Origin of the sequence: Alkalimonas collagenimarina (assembly GCF_030717845.1) — a bacterium.
Lineage (GTDB): Bacteria > Pseudomonadota > Gammaproteobacteria > Enterobacterales > Alteromonadaceae > Alkalimonas > Alkalimonas collagenimarina.
This window is the reverse complement of sequence record NZ_JAUZVZ010000002.1, coordinates 164,928-180,915: the sequence shown is the minus strand read 5'-3', so window position 1 is coordinate 180,915 and position 15,988 is coordinate 164,928. Positions and strand designations below refer to the sequence as shown.

Genomic DNA, 15,988 nt, shown 5'->3' with positions numbered 1-15,988 from the left:
TAACCCTCGTAAGAATATTCAAGGACTAACCCATGTCTAAAATGAAATACGCCTTCCTTACCGCTGTGTTTTTTTTCGCCACACAGCCAGCTTATGCCACTATCGACTTTAGCGAGTGGCCACAAGCAGACGATGCCCGCGAGTTTGCTCGCCTTGACGATAAACTGCCCGCTATTTTAAGTTATTTTAGTCAGCACGATCAGGCTGAACTGGCCCAGCTGTATCGGCAGGCATTTGGTAGCCCAACCTATGAGACGACACGTTATGGCCAATTAGAAATGCAATTTATCCAAGCGCCACACCGTATCCGAGTCATTATTTCATCGCAACAAGACTGGCAGCAAGTTGATTTGATGGTATTGGCGCCAGAAAGTTAAGGCCGTGTCATCTGCACTACCACCCGACGGTTCGTGGCCCTTCCTTGAATAGTTTGGTTGGGCGCGACATGACGACGTTGACCAAAACCATCCACATCGATTCGGTTTTCTGCCAGCCCTGCATCGACAAAAAACCGTTTCACTTTCTCCGCTCGTTGCACCGATAACTGCTCATTCATCCAGCGGCCACCGTAACTATCGGTATATCCTTGAATTTGTACTTGCTCAATCGCATCGTCATACTTTAAGTACTCAGCAATGGCCGCCAGGCGACGCCGAGACTCACGAGTCAATTGGTCCCCACCTACCTCATAACTCAACACGGTAAAAGCGATGTCTTCGAAGCGATAAGGCAACAACATCGAAATGCATTGATTGAATTGTTGATAAATAGCCGGGAACTGCACCGGATTTAAGCTAGCAACCACTTTATCTTCCGGCTGATGCCAATCAGAAAAATAAAAGGTAGGTTGATAGCCCCGCTCCAATTCATGCAACATATTCCACGCAGCTTGCTTTGGTAAATCACCATTGAATTGTTTTAATAAACGCATGCTGGCAATCGCTCGAGCTTGCTCCCCCGGACGCCAACGTGGCGGGATCGACAACACCTCGGCCAAATCGTATCCATCGGGCAAGCGCAGCATTTTCAACTCGAACCATAAATTGAGTTCTTTGCCTGCTTCACTATGAAAGACCGCTTCGCCAAAACCAGGGATCGGATGGCTTATTTCACAGCGCAGAGGTGAATTGTGGCGCAATTGCCAGTCAGATTGTTCTAAGGCGGCAGAATATTGCCGCACATAGCTTTGACTCGCCCACACCGAATGGCTTAACACCAGCAAACTACCGAAGATCAGTGTACGCCACATAACCGCTTATCCTGTTTAACCTACTATTGTGTAAAAACCTAGCAAACACTGTGCCGAGACAAGACCCAAGCTGCATTTTTTGGCATAATACATCTATTCAGCATAGCAGGCAGCATTATGACTCAGGCAACTTCTTTACTATCACAACGATTTCGAGGCTACTATCCCGTAGTGATTGATATCGAAACCGCTGGCTTTAATCCGCAAACTGACGCCATGCTGGAGATTGCGGCCACCTTGTTGACCATGGATGAAGCAGGACGCATCCATCCGATGGAAACCTTGCATTTTCATGTCGAGCCTTTTGAAGGCGCCAACCTCGAAGCCAGCGCACTGGCCTTCAATGGCATCGACCCCTACCATCCATTGCGTGGAGCTGTGACAGAACGTGAAGCCATCACTGAAATTTGCAAAGCGGTGCGGAAGGCGCAAAAAGCAGCCGGTTGCCAACGCTCAGTGATTGTGGCGCATAACGCCGCTTTTGATCAAAGCTTTTTCAATGCAGCTGTCGCTCGGATCAACCTCAAACGAAACCCATTTCATGCTTTTGTTTCATTCGATACGACCAGCCTTTCCGCACTGGCATTGGGACAAACCGTGCTGGCTAAAGCCTGCAAGCAAGCTGGTATCGACTTTGACAACAACGAAGCCCATAGCGCACTTTACGATACCGAACGAACAGCTGAGCTGTTCTGCTACATCATCAACCAATGGCAGGATTTAGGAGGCTGGCCCCTGGCTCAGGCAACCGAGCCATCTGATGACAACCGGGTTGACAGTTCAGCAAGCATCTCCCAATAAAAAAACCGCCGAGGCGGTTTTTTTACTCATAACAACCTACAGCCGGTGAAAAGCTGGTTATTCAGCAGCCGCTTCACCCTGGCTGTACTTCGCCGCAGTTTCTTTGATTAAAGGTTGTAACTCGCCACGCTGGAACATCTCAAGGATAATATCGCACCCACCAACCAACTCACCATCCACCCACAATTGTGGAAATGTCGGCCAATTAGCATAAGCAGGCAGCTCAGCGCGTATATCCGGGTTTTGCAAAATATCAACAAAAGCAAACTGTTCACCACAGCTGATTAGCGCTTGCACTGCTTGAGCAGAAAAACCACAGCTAGGCAATTTTGGTGATCCCTTCATGTATAAAAGGATCGAGTTTTCAGCAATTTGCTGTTTAATTCTATCAATGGTGTCCATGGTTACGGCCTCTAATGCATGTGAATAATGGTGTCATTGTACCTCGAAGCGCAGAGGAATTCATCGGGTAGCCCCTTGTTTTTCCGTACAATGACCCAATCTTGGTAAACAGAACCCAGCATCATCATCAAGTATAGCTTGGTGTTTAACGCGCAACCCTCAGCTAAAATTTGGCTGCGGCTAAAACTTGAGTATTTTACTCGGGTATTGTAGTCTAACTGGTGCAGACAACGTTAACAACGCGAATGGAGAAAAAAAATGGCTTTTGAACTACCGGCATTACCTTATGCAAAAAATGCGCTTGCCCCACATATCTCTGAAGAGACTTTAGAGTACCACTATGGCAAACACCACAACACCTATGTCGTGAAGTTAAATGGCCTGATTGAAGGCACTGATTATGCAGGAAAGTCTCTGGAAGAAATCGTGCGTTCCTCTGAAGGTGGTGTTTTTAACAATGCGGCTCAAGTCTGGAACCATACGTTCTACTGGCATTGTTTAAGCCCGAATGGTGGCGGTGAAGCCTCTGGCGCTTTAGCTGATGCCATTAACGCCAAATGGGGTTCTTTCGCTGACTTTAAAGCGGCCTTTAATGATAAAGCCGTCAACAACTTTGGCTCTAGCTGGACCTGGTTGGTGAAGAAAGCCGATGGCAGTCTGGATATCGTGAATACCAGCAATGCCGACACGCCTTTGGCCCACACAGGCCTAACGCCAGTGCTGACCGTCGACTTGTGGGAGCATGCCTACTACATCGACTACCGCAATGCTCGCCCAACTTACCTCGATGCATTCTGGGCCTTAGTAAACTGGGACTTTGCCAGCAAAAACTTTAGCGCTTAATACCCGCGTCTTCTGAAAAAAGCCCGACTCATGAGTCGGGCTTTTTTGATCCATCGTTTTCAGCCTGCGTATAGGATCCCATACCAAAAGGACAGAATGGCTGCAGATTATCTGCATAATTTTCTGAGATTTTTGAGCGAACTCAATTTTTACTGTCTAACCTTAAGTAGGATGTGTTGACCTTTTTCGTGAGCTGATCGGAGGTGCATATGAGCATTGTTGAGCACTACAAGTCCAGATACGAAGCGACTAAAGAGGAAGAATTTAGTATTCAGGAGTTTTTGTCACTGTGCAAAACCGATAAAAGTTGTTTTGCCAGTGCTGCAGAACGGCTGCTTATGGCCATCGGTGAACCAGAACTCATTGATACCGCAAATGATCCTCAGTTAAGTCGCTTATTCTCTAACCGCGTGATCCATCGCTACCCAGCGTTTTCTGAGTTTTATGGTATGGAGGATGCCATTGAACAAATTGTGGCGTATCTGAAACATTCCGCTCAAGGGCTGGAAGAGAAAAAACAAATACTCTATTTATTGGGTCCTGTCGGTGGTGGGAAATCATCACTGGCAGAAAAGTTGAAATTCCTGATGCAGCAAGTGCCTATTTATTATCTGAAAGGCTCACCAGTTTATGACCATCCACTGTGTTTATTTAATGTTGAAGAGGATGGACAAATTTTAAGTGAGGAATATGGCATCCCCAAACGGTACCTCTCGACCATTATGTCACCATGGGCCAGTAAACGACTGCATGAGTTCAATGGCGATATTAGTGAGTTCCGGGTAGTCAAACGCACACCTTCCATTCTGAATCAAATTGCCATTGCCAAAACTGAACCGGGTGATGAAAACAACCAAGACATCTCTGCTTTAGTCGGCAAGGTAGATATTCGTAAATTGGAACATTACGCCCAAAATGATCCTGATGCTTACAGCTATTCCGGCGCCCTCTGTCGTTCCAATCAAGGCCTGATGGAGTTTGTAGAGATGTTCAAGGCACCTATTAAGGTGTTGCATCCCCTTCTGACCGCGACCCAGGAAGGAAATTACAATGGAACCGAAGGACTAGCCGCATTGCCTTTTGATGGCATGATTTTAGCGCATAGCAATGAATCTGAATGGCAAACCTTTAAGAACAACAAAAATAACGAAGCCTTTTTAGACCGGGTTTATATTGTCAAAGTCCCTTATTGTTTACGCGTCTCAGAAGAGCAGAACATCTATCATAAACTGATCGAGCACTCCGAACTAAAAGAAGCGCCTTGTGCGCCTGGCACCTTATCCAGTTTAGCCCAGTTCGTGGTGCTATCCCGGTTAAAATCGCCCGAAAATTCCAGCATCTACTCCAAAATGCGGGTCTATGACGGTGAGAGCTTAAAAGACACCGATCCCAAAGCAAAATCCTATCAGGAATACCGTGATTACGCTGGTGTAGACGAGGGCATGACTGGGCTTTCCACTCGATTTGCCTTTAAGATTTTATCGCGCGTATTCAACTTTGATTCCAGCGAAGTGGCAGCCAACCCAGTGCATTTGTTTTATGTGTTGGAGCAACAAATAGAACGAGAGCAATTCCCAGCCGAAATGGCAGAACGATTGCTTGAGCATTTAAAGGGTTATCTGACGCCTAAATATGTTGAGTTTATTGGCAAAGAAATTCAAACCGCTTATTTAGAGTCGTACTCAGAGTATGGCCAGAATATCTTTGATCGCTACGTCATTTATGCCGACTTTTGGATCCAGGATCAGGAGTACCGTGATCCAGAGACCGGGCAGTTGTTTGACCGCTCTGCCCTAAACTCAGAGTTGGAGAAAATAGAAAAACCAGCGGGTATTAGTAATCCAAAAGATTTCCGTAACGAGATCGTCAATTTTGTTTTGCGGGCCAAAGCAAAAAACAATGGTAAAAACCCAGTCTGGACCAGTTATGAAAAGTTGCGAACCGTCATTGAGAAAAAAATGTTCTCCAGCACAGAAGAACTGCTACCTGTGATTTCATTTAATGCCAAAACCTCGACCGAAGATCAGAAAAAACATGATGATTTTGTCAATCGCATGATGGAGAAAGGCTACACCCGTAAACAAGTGCGCTTATTATCCGAGTGGTATTTACGCGTTCGTAAGTCGCAGTAATCTCGGTCTGGAGGCAGTATGGTGCATTTTATCGATCGTCGGCTGAATGGCAAAAACAAAAGTGCTGTCAATCGGCAGCGCTTTCTGCGGCGCTATAAGCAACAAATCAAAAAAGCAGTGTCTGATGCCGTGAGTAAACGAAGTGTCACCGATGTTGATAGCGGAGAAAGCATCACCATTCCGAGTAAAGACATTAGTGAACCAATGTTTCATCATGGCAAAGGCGGTCGCCGGGATATTGTCCACCCTGGCAACGACCAATTCAGCCCGGGCGATCGCATAAAACGCCCTGATGGAGGAACAGGCCAGGGCAGTGGTAAGGGAGATGCCAGTGCTGATGGCGAAGGCTCTGATGACTTTGTTTTTTCTATTTCGAAAGACGAATACCTCGACTTGTTGTTTGAAGATTTAGAACTACCTAACCTAAAGAAAAACCAGCTAGACAAACTAGTACAATACAAGCAAGTCAGAGCCGGCTATCGTGCTGAAGGGGTGCCGAGCAATATTGATATTGTTCGCTCCCTACGCGGCTCTCTAGCTCGCCGTATAGCGATGTCAGCAGGCAAGCGACGTGAGCTGGCTGAGCTGGAGCAGGAACTCGCGCTATTGCAGCAAGCCCCTGTGCCAGATCAGCACCGACTTTTGCTCATTCAGGATCAAATAAAACAGCTGAAGCAACGCATCACCGCCGTCCCTTTTATCGACACTTTCGACCTGCGCTATCGCAATTATCAAAAACGGCCAGAGCCAACCAGCAAAGCAGTGATGTTTTGTTTAATGGATGTATCTGGCTCGATGGACCAAGCGACCAAAGAAATGGCGAAGCGATTTTATATATTGTTATATATGTTTCTTCGTCGTAGCTACAAAAACGTCGATGTAGTTTATATCCGCCATCATACCCAAGCTAAAGAGGTCGATGAGCAGGAATTCTTTTATTCGCAAGAGACCGGTGGCACCATCGTCTCGAGTGCGTTAAAGCTGATGCAGAGCATAATCGCGGATCGCTATGATCCTGAGCAATGGAACATCTACGCCGCTCAAGCATCCGATGGTGATAACTGGACCGATGATAGCCCGTTGTGCGCGCAGCTTCTGAGGAGTCAGTTACTGCCCTTGGTGCGTTATTATGCATACATCGAAATCAGCCCCAGAGCACATCAGAGTTTATGGCAGCAATACGAAAGTCTTTTAGCTGAGTTTGATCATTTTGCCATTCAACCGATCCAAGAAGTCGCTGATATTTACCCAGTGTTCCGTGAACTCTTTAAAAAACAGGCTGCATAACGCTTGCTGGAGGTACTGTAATGGCCAAAGCTCGCTCGAAAATCACGCCGCTATCTGATGGCCCGGATTGGACCTTCGAGTTGTTGGATGCTTATCATCAAGAGATCCGTAGAGTTGCTGAATACTATCAGCTCGATACCTATCCAAACCAAATCGAAGTGATCACTGCAGAACAAATGATGGATGCCTATTCCAGTATTGGCATGCCGCTGGGCTACTATCATTGGTCGTATGGTAAGAAATTTATTCAGACAGAACAAAATTATAAACGTGGCTACATGGGGCTGGCTTATGAAATTGTCATTAACTCCAACCCCTGCATTGCTTATCTGATGGAGGAAAATACCATCACCATGCAAGCCTTGGTCATGGCGCATGCCAGTTACGGCCATAACTCATTTTTTAAAAGTAATTATCTGTTTAAAACCTGGACCGATGCATCGTCTATTATTGATTATTTACTCTTTGCTAAAGAGTACGTCAGCCGTTGTGAGGAAAAATATGGTATCAGCGAAGTAGAAGATACTCTGGATTCCTGCCATGCTCTGATGAATTACGGTGTCGATCGCTACAAGCGACCACAAAAAATTTCGATGGAAGAAGAGCAGAAAAGGCAGCAAGAGCGCGAAGATTATCTGCAATCTCAAGTCAACCAGTTGTGGCGCACCATCCCAACTAAGCCGAGTGTGGATAGTTCACAAAGACAGCACTTTCCTTCAGAGCCACAAGAAAACATTCTCTACTTCATTGAAAAAAATGCCCCTCTATTGAAATCATGGCAACGTGAACTGGTTCGCATTGTGCGTAAAATATCGCAGTATTTCTATCCACAAAAGCAAACGCAGGTGATGAACGAAGGCTGGGCGACCTTCTGGCACTACACCATTTTGCAACACCTATTTGATGAAGGGAAAGTGACTGAGCGCTTTATTCTGGAGTTTTTACACACCCACACTAATGTGGTCAGTCAACCATCATACAACAGTCCGCATTATTCCGGCATCAACCCTTATGCACTTGGCTTTGCCATGTTTACCGATTTGCGGCGTATTTGTGAGGAGCCCACTGCAGAAGACAAAGAATGGTTTCCGGATATTGCGGGCAGCCCTTGGCTTGAAACGCTGCATTTTGCCATGCAGAACTTTAAAGATGAAAGCTTTATCAGTCAGTACCTGTCGCCCAAAGTGATGCGGGACTTCCACCTGTTCGCTATTGTCGATGATGCGCGAGATCCCAGCCTTGAGGTTGCCGCTATCCATAACCAACAGGGCTATCAAACCGTACGTCAAATGTTGTCAGCCCAGTACAATTTAAGTCAGTTAGAGCCCAATATTCAGGTATACGACGTCGATATTTCAGGTGATCGCTCTCTCAGACTTCGCTACATCCCACAACAAGGGATCCCATTGGCACCAGAAAGCACAGACGAAGTGATGAAGCATTTGCATCGCCTATGGGGATTCAAAGTGTCGCTGGAACAACAAAATGAGGATGGCAGCATTGTCGTGCTTAGCCGGTGCCCCGCAGCAGACTAAAACTCTTTATCAGATAACTGGCTCGCCAAAGTGAGTTGATTGCGACCATTTGCTTTAGAGACATACAGTGCTTTATCTGCTTGCTCAATCCAGGCACGATGGTTTACCAGTGACTTGCCAGACTGAGCAATGCCTATACTCACGGTGCAACGGATCACCACATCATGATGATGAACGCTCAGATTCTCTACAGATTTTCGTAATCGCTCGGCAAAATATACTGCCTGCTCTTCTGGAGTGTCTACCAATAAAACAGCAAACTCTTCGCCACCATAGCGCCCGGCAATATCGGTTTCACGCAAATTCTTTTTAACCAGTTTGGCAATTTCGCGGATAACATCATCGCCAGCTGCATGGCCAAAATCATCATTGACTCGTTTAAAGTGATCAATATCAATCATCAGCAAACTACTAACATGCTGATGGCGTTGGATCCGTTTAAACTCCTGTACCAGCGTATTTTCCCAGCTACCCCGGTTATGCAATTGGGTCAGGAAGTCTGTTTTCGATAGCTGATGCAGGCGATGATTCATTGACTCTAGTTCCAACCGACTGACCGCTACATCAGTAACATCGTAGATAATCAAACAAAGGTGGGTCACTTCACCGCGTGTATTCGTCAGAGGGAAAATAGTACTGTTCTGATACATGTACTCAGCAGAGCCGGTGATTGGCCGATAATTACGGAACTTGAAAATATAAGGGCGTTGTTCCCAAATAGTAAATGCCCTGTTTTTTAATAACAACACAGGGTCGCACTTCCGGCGAAGCCAGTCTTCATCCACTTCAGGAAACAAATCAAAAAGATAATGCTCACGAACTTGGCGAGGAGTCAAACCACTATGGCTTTCCATAAAACCATTCCATACCTGAATGCGATAGTCACAATTCAGCACCACCAGCCCAACATCAACCGTCTGGAACATATCCATCAGCCAGTGGATCTCTGAAACTTCTACCTGTGCATCTGACATAATTACTCTTCCAGTAAAAACTCCACTTTATGTTTCAGTGTTTTCAAGCTGTCTTCAGTGAACAAAAGCAGTAAGTCACAACTAATATTGTAGTTCTCGATACCATAACTAATTTCAATCGCCAATGTTTTACGCCAACGCCCCGAGTTCGCTTTGATCAGTTCACTGACCGCTGCATGCTGGCCCAGAACCACAGGATGGCCCTGACTAAAGGTCATATCCAACTGCCCTGCGACCCCTTTTAGCACCGAGCCAATCAGGATATTTGCAATGTCCATCAACAACTCAAGCTCGACTTGATGGGTCAACTTACCATGATAATTCATCAAACGGGCAATATCTTTAAAGCTGGAGTCGGTGAGGATCAACAACGCTTCGCCCGAAACGCCGCCACCAATAAATCCCTGACACACCGCTGAGGTGGTACTTTCATCCTCAACAGAGGCCAAGGCCATGTGAAGCTCGCTGACTTCAATCAGATTGACATTAGGAATTGGCAACTTAACAAAGACATTGAGCAATCGAGCCAGCAAGTCACCCGCCTGGCCCATAGCTACATTGGTAATCTCTTGAAATACATCACGTAATTCTGCATTGACCTCAAGATCACTCAGGGCGACGCGCTGTATTACGCTCTCTTGTTTAGGCGATGTTTTGTGATCGACGGCGACTGTATCCAATAAAGAGCGGATTTTATCTGCATCCACTGGTTTTTTTATAAAATCAGCGGCTCCCATCTGCATCACGCGTTCATAGGCTTCTGGCTGCACATCACCAGAGACCACAATCACCTTGACGTTAGCCGCTTGTTCTTGCAAAGCAGCCAACACTTGATAGCCATCTAACACCGGCATATTTAAATCGAGAAACAACAAGTCGATGGCTTTTGATTTGAGAATCTCTAACGCTTCAGCGCCATGAGCAGCAAAATGAATACCTGCTTGCCAGTGATCAGGCAATACACGAGCCATTTGTTTTCTGGCAAGGTTCGAGTCATCGCAGATTACTACCGCAGGTGTCATAATGCATTCATTTCGTTGGATGATTGCTTATAGTTTATACTGTCAAATACGAAATAGCCATCCTGTGAATTAACCGAACTATGGTAGGCTAACCATCTATAACCATTTTAGGAAAACGATCATGACCACCTTCCATCGACCACTCATTACCGCCTTATTTGCCAGTGTCAGTATCTTCTCCGTTCAAGCCATTGATTTAACCGCTCAGTTACCGAGTCGCTTGAGTGACGTGCGAGCAGGACAGCAGCAAGTGGTGCTGCAAGGTCATCCCATCGATATTGGCCAACAAGCTCCTGACTTCAAAGTGGTTGACCAACAGTTTAAAGCCGTTTCGTTATCTGATTTTCAAGGCAAGCCTATCTTGATCAGTGTGGTCCCCAGCATTGATACCGGCACCTGCTCATTGCAAACCAAGCGTTTCAATGATGCCGTCAGCGAACTGCCATCCGAGGTGGTGATGCTGACCATTAGCACTGATTTGCCTTTTGCTCAGCGTCGATTCTGTGAACAAGAAGAGGTGGAGCAGTTGCAAGTTTTATCTGATGCAGTCTGGCGCGACTTTGGCAGTAATTATGGTTTGTTAATTAAAGACATGGGATTGCTGGCACGAACGGTGATTCTGATTGACACGGCCGGTAAGATCAATTACATCCAGTTAGTGAAATCACTGGCAAATGAGCCAGACTATGATGATGCACTGACCGCATTGCGCACTATGATTGCCAATGACTCCTAACAGCAGACAAGTAGGCCGTAACGACCAACCATAAAAAAACGACACCCAAGACAAAATCTCAGGTGTCGTTTTTTTATTCTACAACATAATCAGGCCAACAACTTACTCAGCTGTTCAGCAATCGCCTCAACTTTCTGAGTGCCGTCAATATGATGATAATGTGTTTTACCTGCCGCAGCTGCTTGTTGGTAAAAGCCAACCAAAGGCTTGGTCTGGTCATGATAAATACCCAGACGCTTACGCACGGTCTCTTCGGTATCATCGACCCGAATAACCAGCTCTTCGCCGGTTTCGTCGTCTTTACCTTCTACTTTTGGTGGGTTGTACACGACATGATAGACCCGACCCGATGCAGGATGCACACGACGACCCGCCATGCGTTCGACAATCACATCATCCGGTACATCAAACTCAATGACATGATCAATGACGATACCCTGCTCATCCATGGCATCAGCTTGTGGGATGGTGCGAGGGAATCCATCCAACAAGAAACCTTTGCTGCAGTCCGCCTTAGTGATACGTTCTTTCACCAGACCAATAATAATCTCATCAGACACCAGCTGGCCGGCATCCATAACTTTCTTGGCAGCCAATCCTAGTTCCGAACCTTCTTTAATCGCAGCTCTTAACATATCACCGGTAGAAATTTGCGGAATACCAAACTTATTCATCAGAAACTGAGCTTGAGTCCCCTTACCGGCACCTGGGGCACCCAACAAAATAATACGCATAGAAACACCCTCGTGTGTTTTTTATCGATAAAAATGAATTGGCAGGATCTTTACACAATGCGTATCCTGAAACAAGAAGTTTGTCGGCCAGCAGCAATTTCAAATCAGTTGCGTTATCCTTTAGTCGAAGCCACTATGAAAGCACACCTACACCAAAAAATAATGCGCCTTTAATAATAAAAGACGCATCATTATCCAGCCTACAACTTTGGTCTCAGACTCACTCAGTAATCACACTTTAAAGCGACTAACGATGCGCTGCAGTTCCTCCGCTAATTTGGATAAGTTTTCACTGGCGATAACCGATTGCTGCATATTTTCGGAAGTCTGATAGGAAATATCACTAATTTTATGTATATTTTTATTAATATCACGCGATACCGTCGTTTGCTCTTCCGTCGCACTCGCAATATGTTGCGCAGTTTGATTGATCAAATCAATGGCCTGTGTCACTTGCATAAGCGCATCACCCGCCTGCTGCGCTCGCTCTGCCGTTTGTTGAGTGCCTGCAGCACTTTGTTCAGATGCACTCACCGCTTTATCAGCACCTTGTTGCAAACGCTCGATCATGGTTTGGATTTCCAAGGTCGAATCCTTGGTTCTACTGGCCAGGCTCCTCACTTCATCAGCCACAACCGCAAAGCCCCGACCAGACTCACCTGCTCTAGCTGCTTCAATAGCAGCATTCAATGCCAGCAAATTGGTTTGCTCAGCAATACTTCCAATGACCTGCAGTATATTGCCAATGCTATCACTATCCGCTTTCAGTGAATGAATGATATTCACCGCATCCTGCACATTCTTAATTAACTGCTGCATATCGCCAATCGTTGTGTCAACAACTTGCTGCCCTTGTCTGGCCGCTTCGTTGGCACTCTCAGCAGCATCTGCTGCTTCTTGGGTATTGCGCGCCACTTCCTCCAAGGTCGTGGTCATTTCATTCATGGCAGTTGCAGAGTTATTGATTTCCTCATGTTGTTGCTCAATGCCACCATTGGTTTCATCGTTGATTTGCGCCAACTCTGTCGAAGAAGAGGCAACCTGCTCAGCGTATTGGCTGACCTCCGTCAACATAGCACGTAGACTCTGTTGCATTTGAGCAATATCGGCCAGTAAACTGCTGGTATCTCCCGATTTAAGCTTAATCGTCTGGCTTAAATCACCAGCCGCAACTGTTTTTACCATAGCCGCGGTGTAATCCGGCTCTCCGCCAAGCAATCGTATGATGCTACGAACCACCAGCAAAGTAATCACCGTAGCCGCTGCCAACGCCAGCAACGAGATGACCAGTATTTGCCACAAGGCAGTCCGTACCGGCTCCATAGCGTCATACTCATCAGCCTCAGAAACCAAGCCCCAACCAAGCATCGGAATGTAGTTGTAAGACCCCAAAACATAACGACCATTAGCATCAATGTATCTGCCACTACCGGTTCGCTCAGCAGCAATACCTCGAGATGCCTCCGTATCTATCGCTCGATTAGGATCTGGAATGGAAGGCGACGGCGTAATCCCCATGCCCTGTCTGTTTACCATGAAAATTTGCGTGAAATCAGTGCGGGGCAAAGCCGCGACTTGTTGATGAATGGTATTCAACTGCACAGCACCACGCATCACGGCAATAATCTGATTATTTTGTCGGATCGGAATTGCAATGGTGCTGACAGTATTGCCAGTCGCCCGCGATACCACCGGCTCGGAGAAAACATCCTCACCCCGGATTGCACGGCGAAACCAATCACGATCAGCCACCATAAAGGCTTCCGCTTCATCATCCGAAAGGATACGAGCACTCCCATTGTCATAACTCACCCCCAAAAAGCCCTGGCCATTTGGCATCACTACGAAAATGGTATCCCAGTTGCCCTGCAATTGAGCTAACTCCACCAGTAGCCCTTGCAATACTCTTTTATCAAGCTGCCTGGCTGCCTCAACCGTCGCCAGATAACGCATATCATTCTGACGCATCGCCAACCATCGATTCATGGCGGTGGCACTGGTTTCACCCTGACTTTCCAGCGTTTCCATAATGGTTGCTTGTTGCGAGCTGGAATACTGCACGTAAAAAAAGCTACTAATCACAACGATGGTAACAAACAGCATAGATACCATAATGACGGATAGCCGAACCCCGAAGGATAGTCTTTTCCATGCTTGACTCATGATATTTACCTTATTGATGCTGCTATGATTTTTGCTGAGTATAGTTGAGAAAAACTAATCCACCAGTTTTGGTGATTAATTTTGCAGAGAGTCATCAGCATAAAAAAACGCGAGACCAATGCCCGCGTTTTTTTATGTCAGAAATATCTGTTATTTAGTCAGTGATAACAGCAACTGATTCAAGCGGCCAACAAAGGTTGCCGGGTTTTTCAGGCTGCCCCGCTCGGCCAATAAAGCTTGCTCTAACAACACTTCAGCCCACTCTTTAAAGCGGCTTTCGTCCTGCTCATCCGCGACATGTTTCACCAGTAGATGGTCTGGGTTTACTTCAAAGATAGGTTTCACTTCAGGGATAGTCTGGCCAACAGACTCCATCAGCTTCATCATTTGTGTGCTCATATCGTGCTCATCGGTCACCACACAAGCGGGGCTATCCGTTAAACGATGGCTGACCTTCACGTCTTTAACTTGCTCACCAAGCGCCGCTTTGAACCGTTCAATGGTGCTGGCAAAAGCCTCCTCAGACGCTTTGTGGGCTTCTTTATCGGCATCATCATCCAGTTTCGATAAGTCCAGCCCACCTTTGGCAACAGAGCGGAGTTTCTTCTGTTCAAATTCAGTCAGGTGCTGCATCAACCATTCATCAATTCGATCTGACAGCAACAAGACTTCAATGCCTTTTTTACGGAAGACCTCTAAATGCGGGCTATGTTTCGCTGCAGCATAATTATCAGCCACCAGGAAGAAGATCTCATCCTGACCTTCTTTCATTCGTCCGAGATAATCGCTCAGCGATACATTCTGGCTCGCATCGTCATTGTGCGTTGAAGCAAATCTTAGTAAACCGGCAATCTTGTCTTTGTTGGCAAAATCTTCAGCCGGGCCTTCTTTAAGTACCTGACCAAACTCATTCCAAAACGCTTGATAGCTGTCGCCGTCTTTGGCCAGCTTTTCCAGCATTTTTAAAGCACGGTTGGTACAGCCTTTACGCAGACTCTGTGTTACTTTGGTATCTTGCAAAATTTCACGCGATACGTTCAAGGGTAAGTCGCTGGAATCCAACAACCCTTTAAAGAAGCGCAAATAGCTGGGCATAAACTCTTCAGCATCGTCCATGATAAAAACGCGCTGCACATACAATTTTAAGCCATGTTGAGCATCCCGATTCCATAAATCGAAAGGCGCTTTTTTCGGAATATACAGCAAGCTGGTGTAATTGTTGGTGCCTTCAACTTTGTTGTGGCTCCAACTCATCGGCTCGGTCCAGTCATGCGAAATATGTTTATAGAACTCCTGATACTCTTCGTCGCTAATATCCGACTTATCACGAGTCCACAGCGCCGTTGCTTTGTTGATAGCCTGCCAATGACCAGGCACAGCAGCAATAGTGTCTTCTTCCGTTTCACCCTTTTGCTCTGGCTGTTCGTCTTGCCACATTTCAACAGGAATGCTGATATGATCAGAATACTTAGTGATGATCGATTTAACTTTGTACTCTTCAAGGAACTCGTGCTCATCATCACGTAAGTGCAGAATGATATCGGTTCCACGTTGTTCTTTCTTTACCGTTGCCAGGCTGTACTCACCTTCACCGGTTGATTCCCACTCCACTGCTTGTTCAGCTGCTGCACCGGCTTTCAAGGTACGAACCGTCACTTTATCCGCCACAATAAAAGCAGAGTAAAAGCCAACTCCAAACTGACCAATCAGGTTGGCATCTTTGTTTTGGTCACCCGATAATTGCGAGAAAAACTCTTTGGTGCCTGATTTGGCAATGGTACCGAGGTTATCAATCACCTCTTGCTCGGTCATACCGATGCCGTTATCACTGATGGTGATTGTTTTCGCCTCTTTATCCAGACTCAGGCGAACTCGTAACTCTCCATCATCCCCATACAAACTGGCATCTGATAAGGCTAGAAAGCGCAGTTTGTCCGCTGCATCAGAGGCATTAGATACCAGCTCACGCAGGAAAATTTCTTTATTGGAGTACAGGGAATGGATCATCAGTTGAAGCAATTGCTTCACTTCGGCTTGAAAGCCATGAGTTTGCTTTTGGGCAGTCTCAGACATGGTCAACGAGTCCTCTTAACATGGGTCAAACATAACA

Annotated in this window: 14 protein-coding genes; 7 read left to right on the top strand and 7 right to left on the bottom strand. The window is 46.2% G+C overall.

Translation table 11 applies throughout. The features are described 5' to 3' along the window. The first annotated feature begins 32 nt into the window (after positions 1-32). Positions 33-377 carry a hypothetical protein gene (locus Q3O60_RS02055; RefSeq protein ID WP_305892235.1) on the top strand — a complete coding sequence of 115 codons (345 nt, stop codon included), beginning with the start codon at positions 33-35 and terminating at the stop codon, positions 375-377. On the opposite strand, the gene Q3O60_RS02050 is transcribed toward Q3O60_RS02055, so the two are convergent. Continuing rightward, complete coding sequence (locus Q3O60_RS02050) at positions 374-1,249, bottom strand: flagellar protein MotY (protein ID WP_305892234.1); 876 nt, start codon at positions 1,247-1,249, stop codon at positions 374-376. The two genes, Q3O60_RS02055 and Q3O60_RS02050, sit on opposite strands and share 4 nt — an antisense overlap. A 117-nt stretch (positions 1,250-1,366) precedes the next feature. Here Q3O60_RS02050 and rnt point away from each other — a divergent pair, with 117 nt between their 5' ends. Further along, positions 1,367-2,050, top strand: a complete 684-nt coding sequence (rnt, locus tag Q3O60_RS02045) for a ribonuclease T (RefSeq protein ID WP_305892233.1) — start codon at positions 1,367-1,369, stop codon at positions 2,048-2,050. Positions 2,051-2,107: 57 nt separating this feature from the next. Here the strand turns inward: rnt and Q3O60_RS02040 are convergent, their stop codons facing one another. Further along, entirely contained in the window at positions 2,108-2,452 is a 345-nt protein-coding gene (locus Q3O60_RS02040) for a Grx4 family monothiol glutaredoxin (protein WP_305892232.1), read from the bottom strand. A 258-nt stretch (positions 2,453-2,710) separates the two neighbouring features. Here Q3O60_RS02040 and sodB point away from each other — a divergent pair, with 258 nt between their 5' ends. The 4 genes from sodB to Q3O60_RS02020 all read left to right on the top strand — a co-directional run bounded on the left by sodB (position 2,711) and on the right by Q3O60_RS02020 (position 8,249). Then, entirely contained in the window at positions 2,711-3,295 is a 585-nt protein-coding gene (gene sodB, locus Q3O60_RS02035) for a superoxide dismutase [Fe] (protein WP_305892231.1), read from the top strand. Positions 3,296-3,504: 209 nt separating this feature from the next. Continuing rightward, on the top strand, positions 3,505-5,427 hold the full coding sequence (locus Q3O60_RS02030) for a PrkA family serine protein kinase (protein ID WP_305892230.1): 1,923 nt from the start codon (positions 3,505-3,507) through the stop codon (positions 5,425-5,427). 18 nt (positions 5,428-5,445) lie between these two features. Then, complete coding sequence (locus Q3O60_RS02025; RefSeq protein WP_305892229.1) at positions 5,446-6,714, top strand: YeaH/YhbH family protein; 1,269 nt, start codon at positions 5,446-5,448, stop codon at positions 6,712-6,714. Between the two features lie 20 nt (positions 6,715-6,734). Beyond that, positions 6,735-8,249 carry a SpoVR family protein gene (locus Q3O60_RS02020; RefSeq protein WP_305892228.1) on the top strand — a complete coding sequence of 505 codons (1,515 nt, stop codon included), beginning with the start codon at positions 6,735-6,737 and terminating at the stop codon, positions 8,247-8,249. Here the strand turns inward: Q3O60_RS02020 and Q3O60_RS02015 are convergent. Beyond that, entirely contained in the window at positions 8,246-9,223 is a 978-nt protein-coding gene (locus tag Q3O60_RS02015) for a sensor domain-containing diguanylate cyclase (RefSeq protein ID WP_305892227.1), read from the bottom strand. The genes Q3O60_RS02020 and Q3O60_RS02015 overlap by 4 nt on opposite strands. 2 nt (positions 9,224-9,225) lie before the next feature. Continuing rightward, positions 9,226-10,245 carry a response regulator gene (locus Q3O60_RS02010; RefSeq protein WP_305892226.1) on the bottom strand — a complete coding sequence of 340 codons (1,020 nt, stop codon included), beginning with the start codon at positions 10,243-10,245 and terminating at the stop codon, positions 9,226-9,228. A 121-nt stretch (positions 10,246-10,366) separates the two neighbouring features. On the opposite strand from Q3O60_RS02010, the gene tpx reads away from it, so the two are divergent. Continuing rightward, positions 10,367-10,981, top strand: coding sequence for a thiol peroxidase (gene tpx, locus Q3O60_RS02005; RefSeq protein ID WP_305892225.1), 615 nt, complete (start codon positions 10,367-10,369; stop codon positions 10,979-10,981). 89 nt (positions 10,982-11,070) lie between these two features. On the opposite strand, the gene adk is transcribed toward tpx, so the two are convergent. The 3 genes from adk to htpG form a co-directional block, all read right to left on the bottom strand. Continuing rightward, positions 11,071-11,715 (bottom strand): adenylate kinase, encoded by a 645-nt coding sequence (gene adk / locus Q3O60_RS02000; protein ID WP_305892224.1) that lies wholly within the window; start codon positions 11,713-11,715, stop codon positions 11,071-11,073. A 231-nt stretch (positions 11,716-11,946) separates the two neighbouring features. Then, positions 11,947-13,878 carry a methyl-accepting chemotaxis protein gene (locus Q3O60_RS01995; RefSeq protein WP_305892223.1) on the bottom strand — a complete coding sequence of 644 codons (1,932 nt, stop codon included), beginning with the start codon at positions 13,876-13,878 and terminating at the stop codon, positions 11,947-11,949. A 150-nt stretch (positions 13,879-14,028) separates the two neighbouring features. After that, positions 14,029-15,951, bottom strand: coding sequence for a molecular chaperone HtpG (gene htpG / locus Q3O60_RS01990; RefSeq protein ID WP_305892222.1), 1,923 nt, complete (start codon positions 15,949-15,951; stop codon positions 14,029-14,031). Positions 15,952-15,988 lie beyond the last annotated feature (37 nt).

What these genes read in the sequence shown, in the direction of transcription:
- Q3O60_RS02020 (WP_305892228.1), top strand. Translation starts at nt 6,735, where the DNA reads ATGGCCAAAGCTCGCTCGAAAATCACGCCGCTATCTGATGGCCCGGAT.
- sodB (WP_305892231.1), top strand. Translation starts at nt 2,711, where the DNA reads ATGGCTTTTGAACTACCGGCATTACCTTATGCAAAAAATGCGCTTGCC.
- Q3O60_RS02040 (WP_305892232.1), bottom strand. Translation starts at nt 2,452, where the DNA reads ATGGACACCATTGATAGAATTAAACAGCAAATTGCTGAAAACTCGATC.
- Q3O60_RS02015 (WP_305892227.1), bottom strand. Translation starts at nt 9,223, where the DNA reads ATGTCAGATGCACAGGTAGAAGTTTCAGAGATCCACTGGCTGATGGAT.
- adk (WP_305892224.1), bottom strand. Translation starts at nt 11,715, where the DNA reads ATGCGTATTATTTTGTTGGGTGCCCCAGGTGCCGGTAAGGGGACTCAA.
- Q3O60_RS02010 (WP_305892226.1), bottom strand. Translation starts at nt 10,245, where the DNA reads ATGACACCTGCGGTAGTAATCTGCGATGACTCGAACCTTGCCAGAAAA.
- Q3O60_RS02055 (WP_305892235.1), top strand. Translation starts at nt 33, where the DNA reads ATGTCTAAAATGAAATACGCCTTCCTTACCGCTGTGTTTTTTTTCGCC.
- Q3O60_RS01995 (WP_305892223.1), bottom strand. Translation starts at nt 13,878, where the DNA reads ATGAGTCAAGCATGGAAAAGACTATCCTTCGGGGTTCGGCTATCCGTC.
- tpx (WP_305892225.1), top strand. Translation starts at nt 10,367, where the DNA reads ATGACCACCTTCCATCGACCACTCATTACCGCCTTATTTGCCAGTGTC.
- htpG (WP_305892222.1), bottom strand. Translation starts at nt 15,951, where the DNA reads ATGTCTGAGACTGCCCAAAAGCAAACTCATGGCTTTCAAGCCGAAGTG.
- Q3O60_RS02050 (WP_305892234.1), bottom strand. Translation starts at nt 1,249, where the DNA reads ATGTGGCGTACACTGATCTTCGGTAGTTTGCTGGTGTTAAGCCATTCG.
- Q3O60_RS02030 (WP_305892230.1), top strand. Translation starts at nt 3,505, where the DNA reads ATGAGCATTGTTGAGCACTACAAGTCCAGATACGAAGCGACTAAAGAG.
- Q3O60_RS02025 (WP_305892229.1), top strand. Translation starts at nt 5,446, where the DNA reads ATGGTGCATTTTATCGATCGTCGGCTGAATGGCAAAAACAAAAGTGCT.
- rnt (WP_305892233.1), top strand. Translation starts at nt 1,367, where the DNA reads ATGACTCAGGCAACTTCTTTACTATCACAACGATTTCGAGGCTACTAT.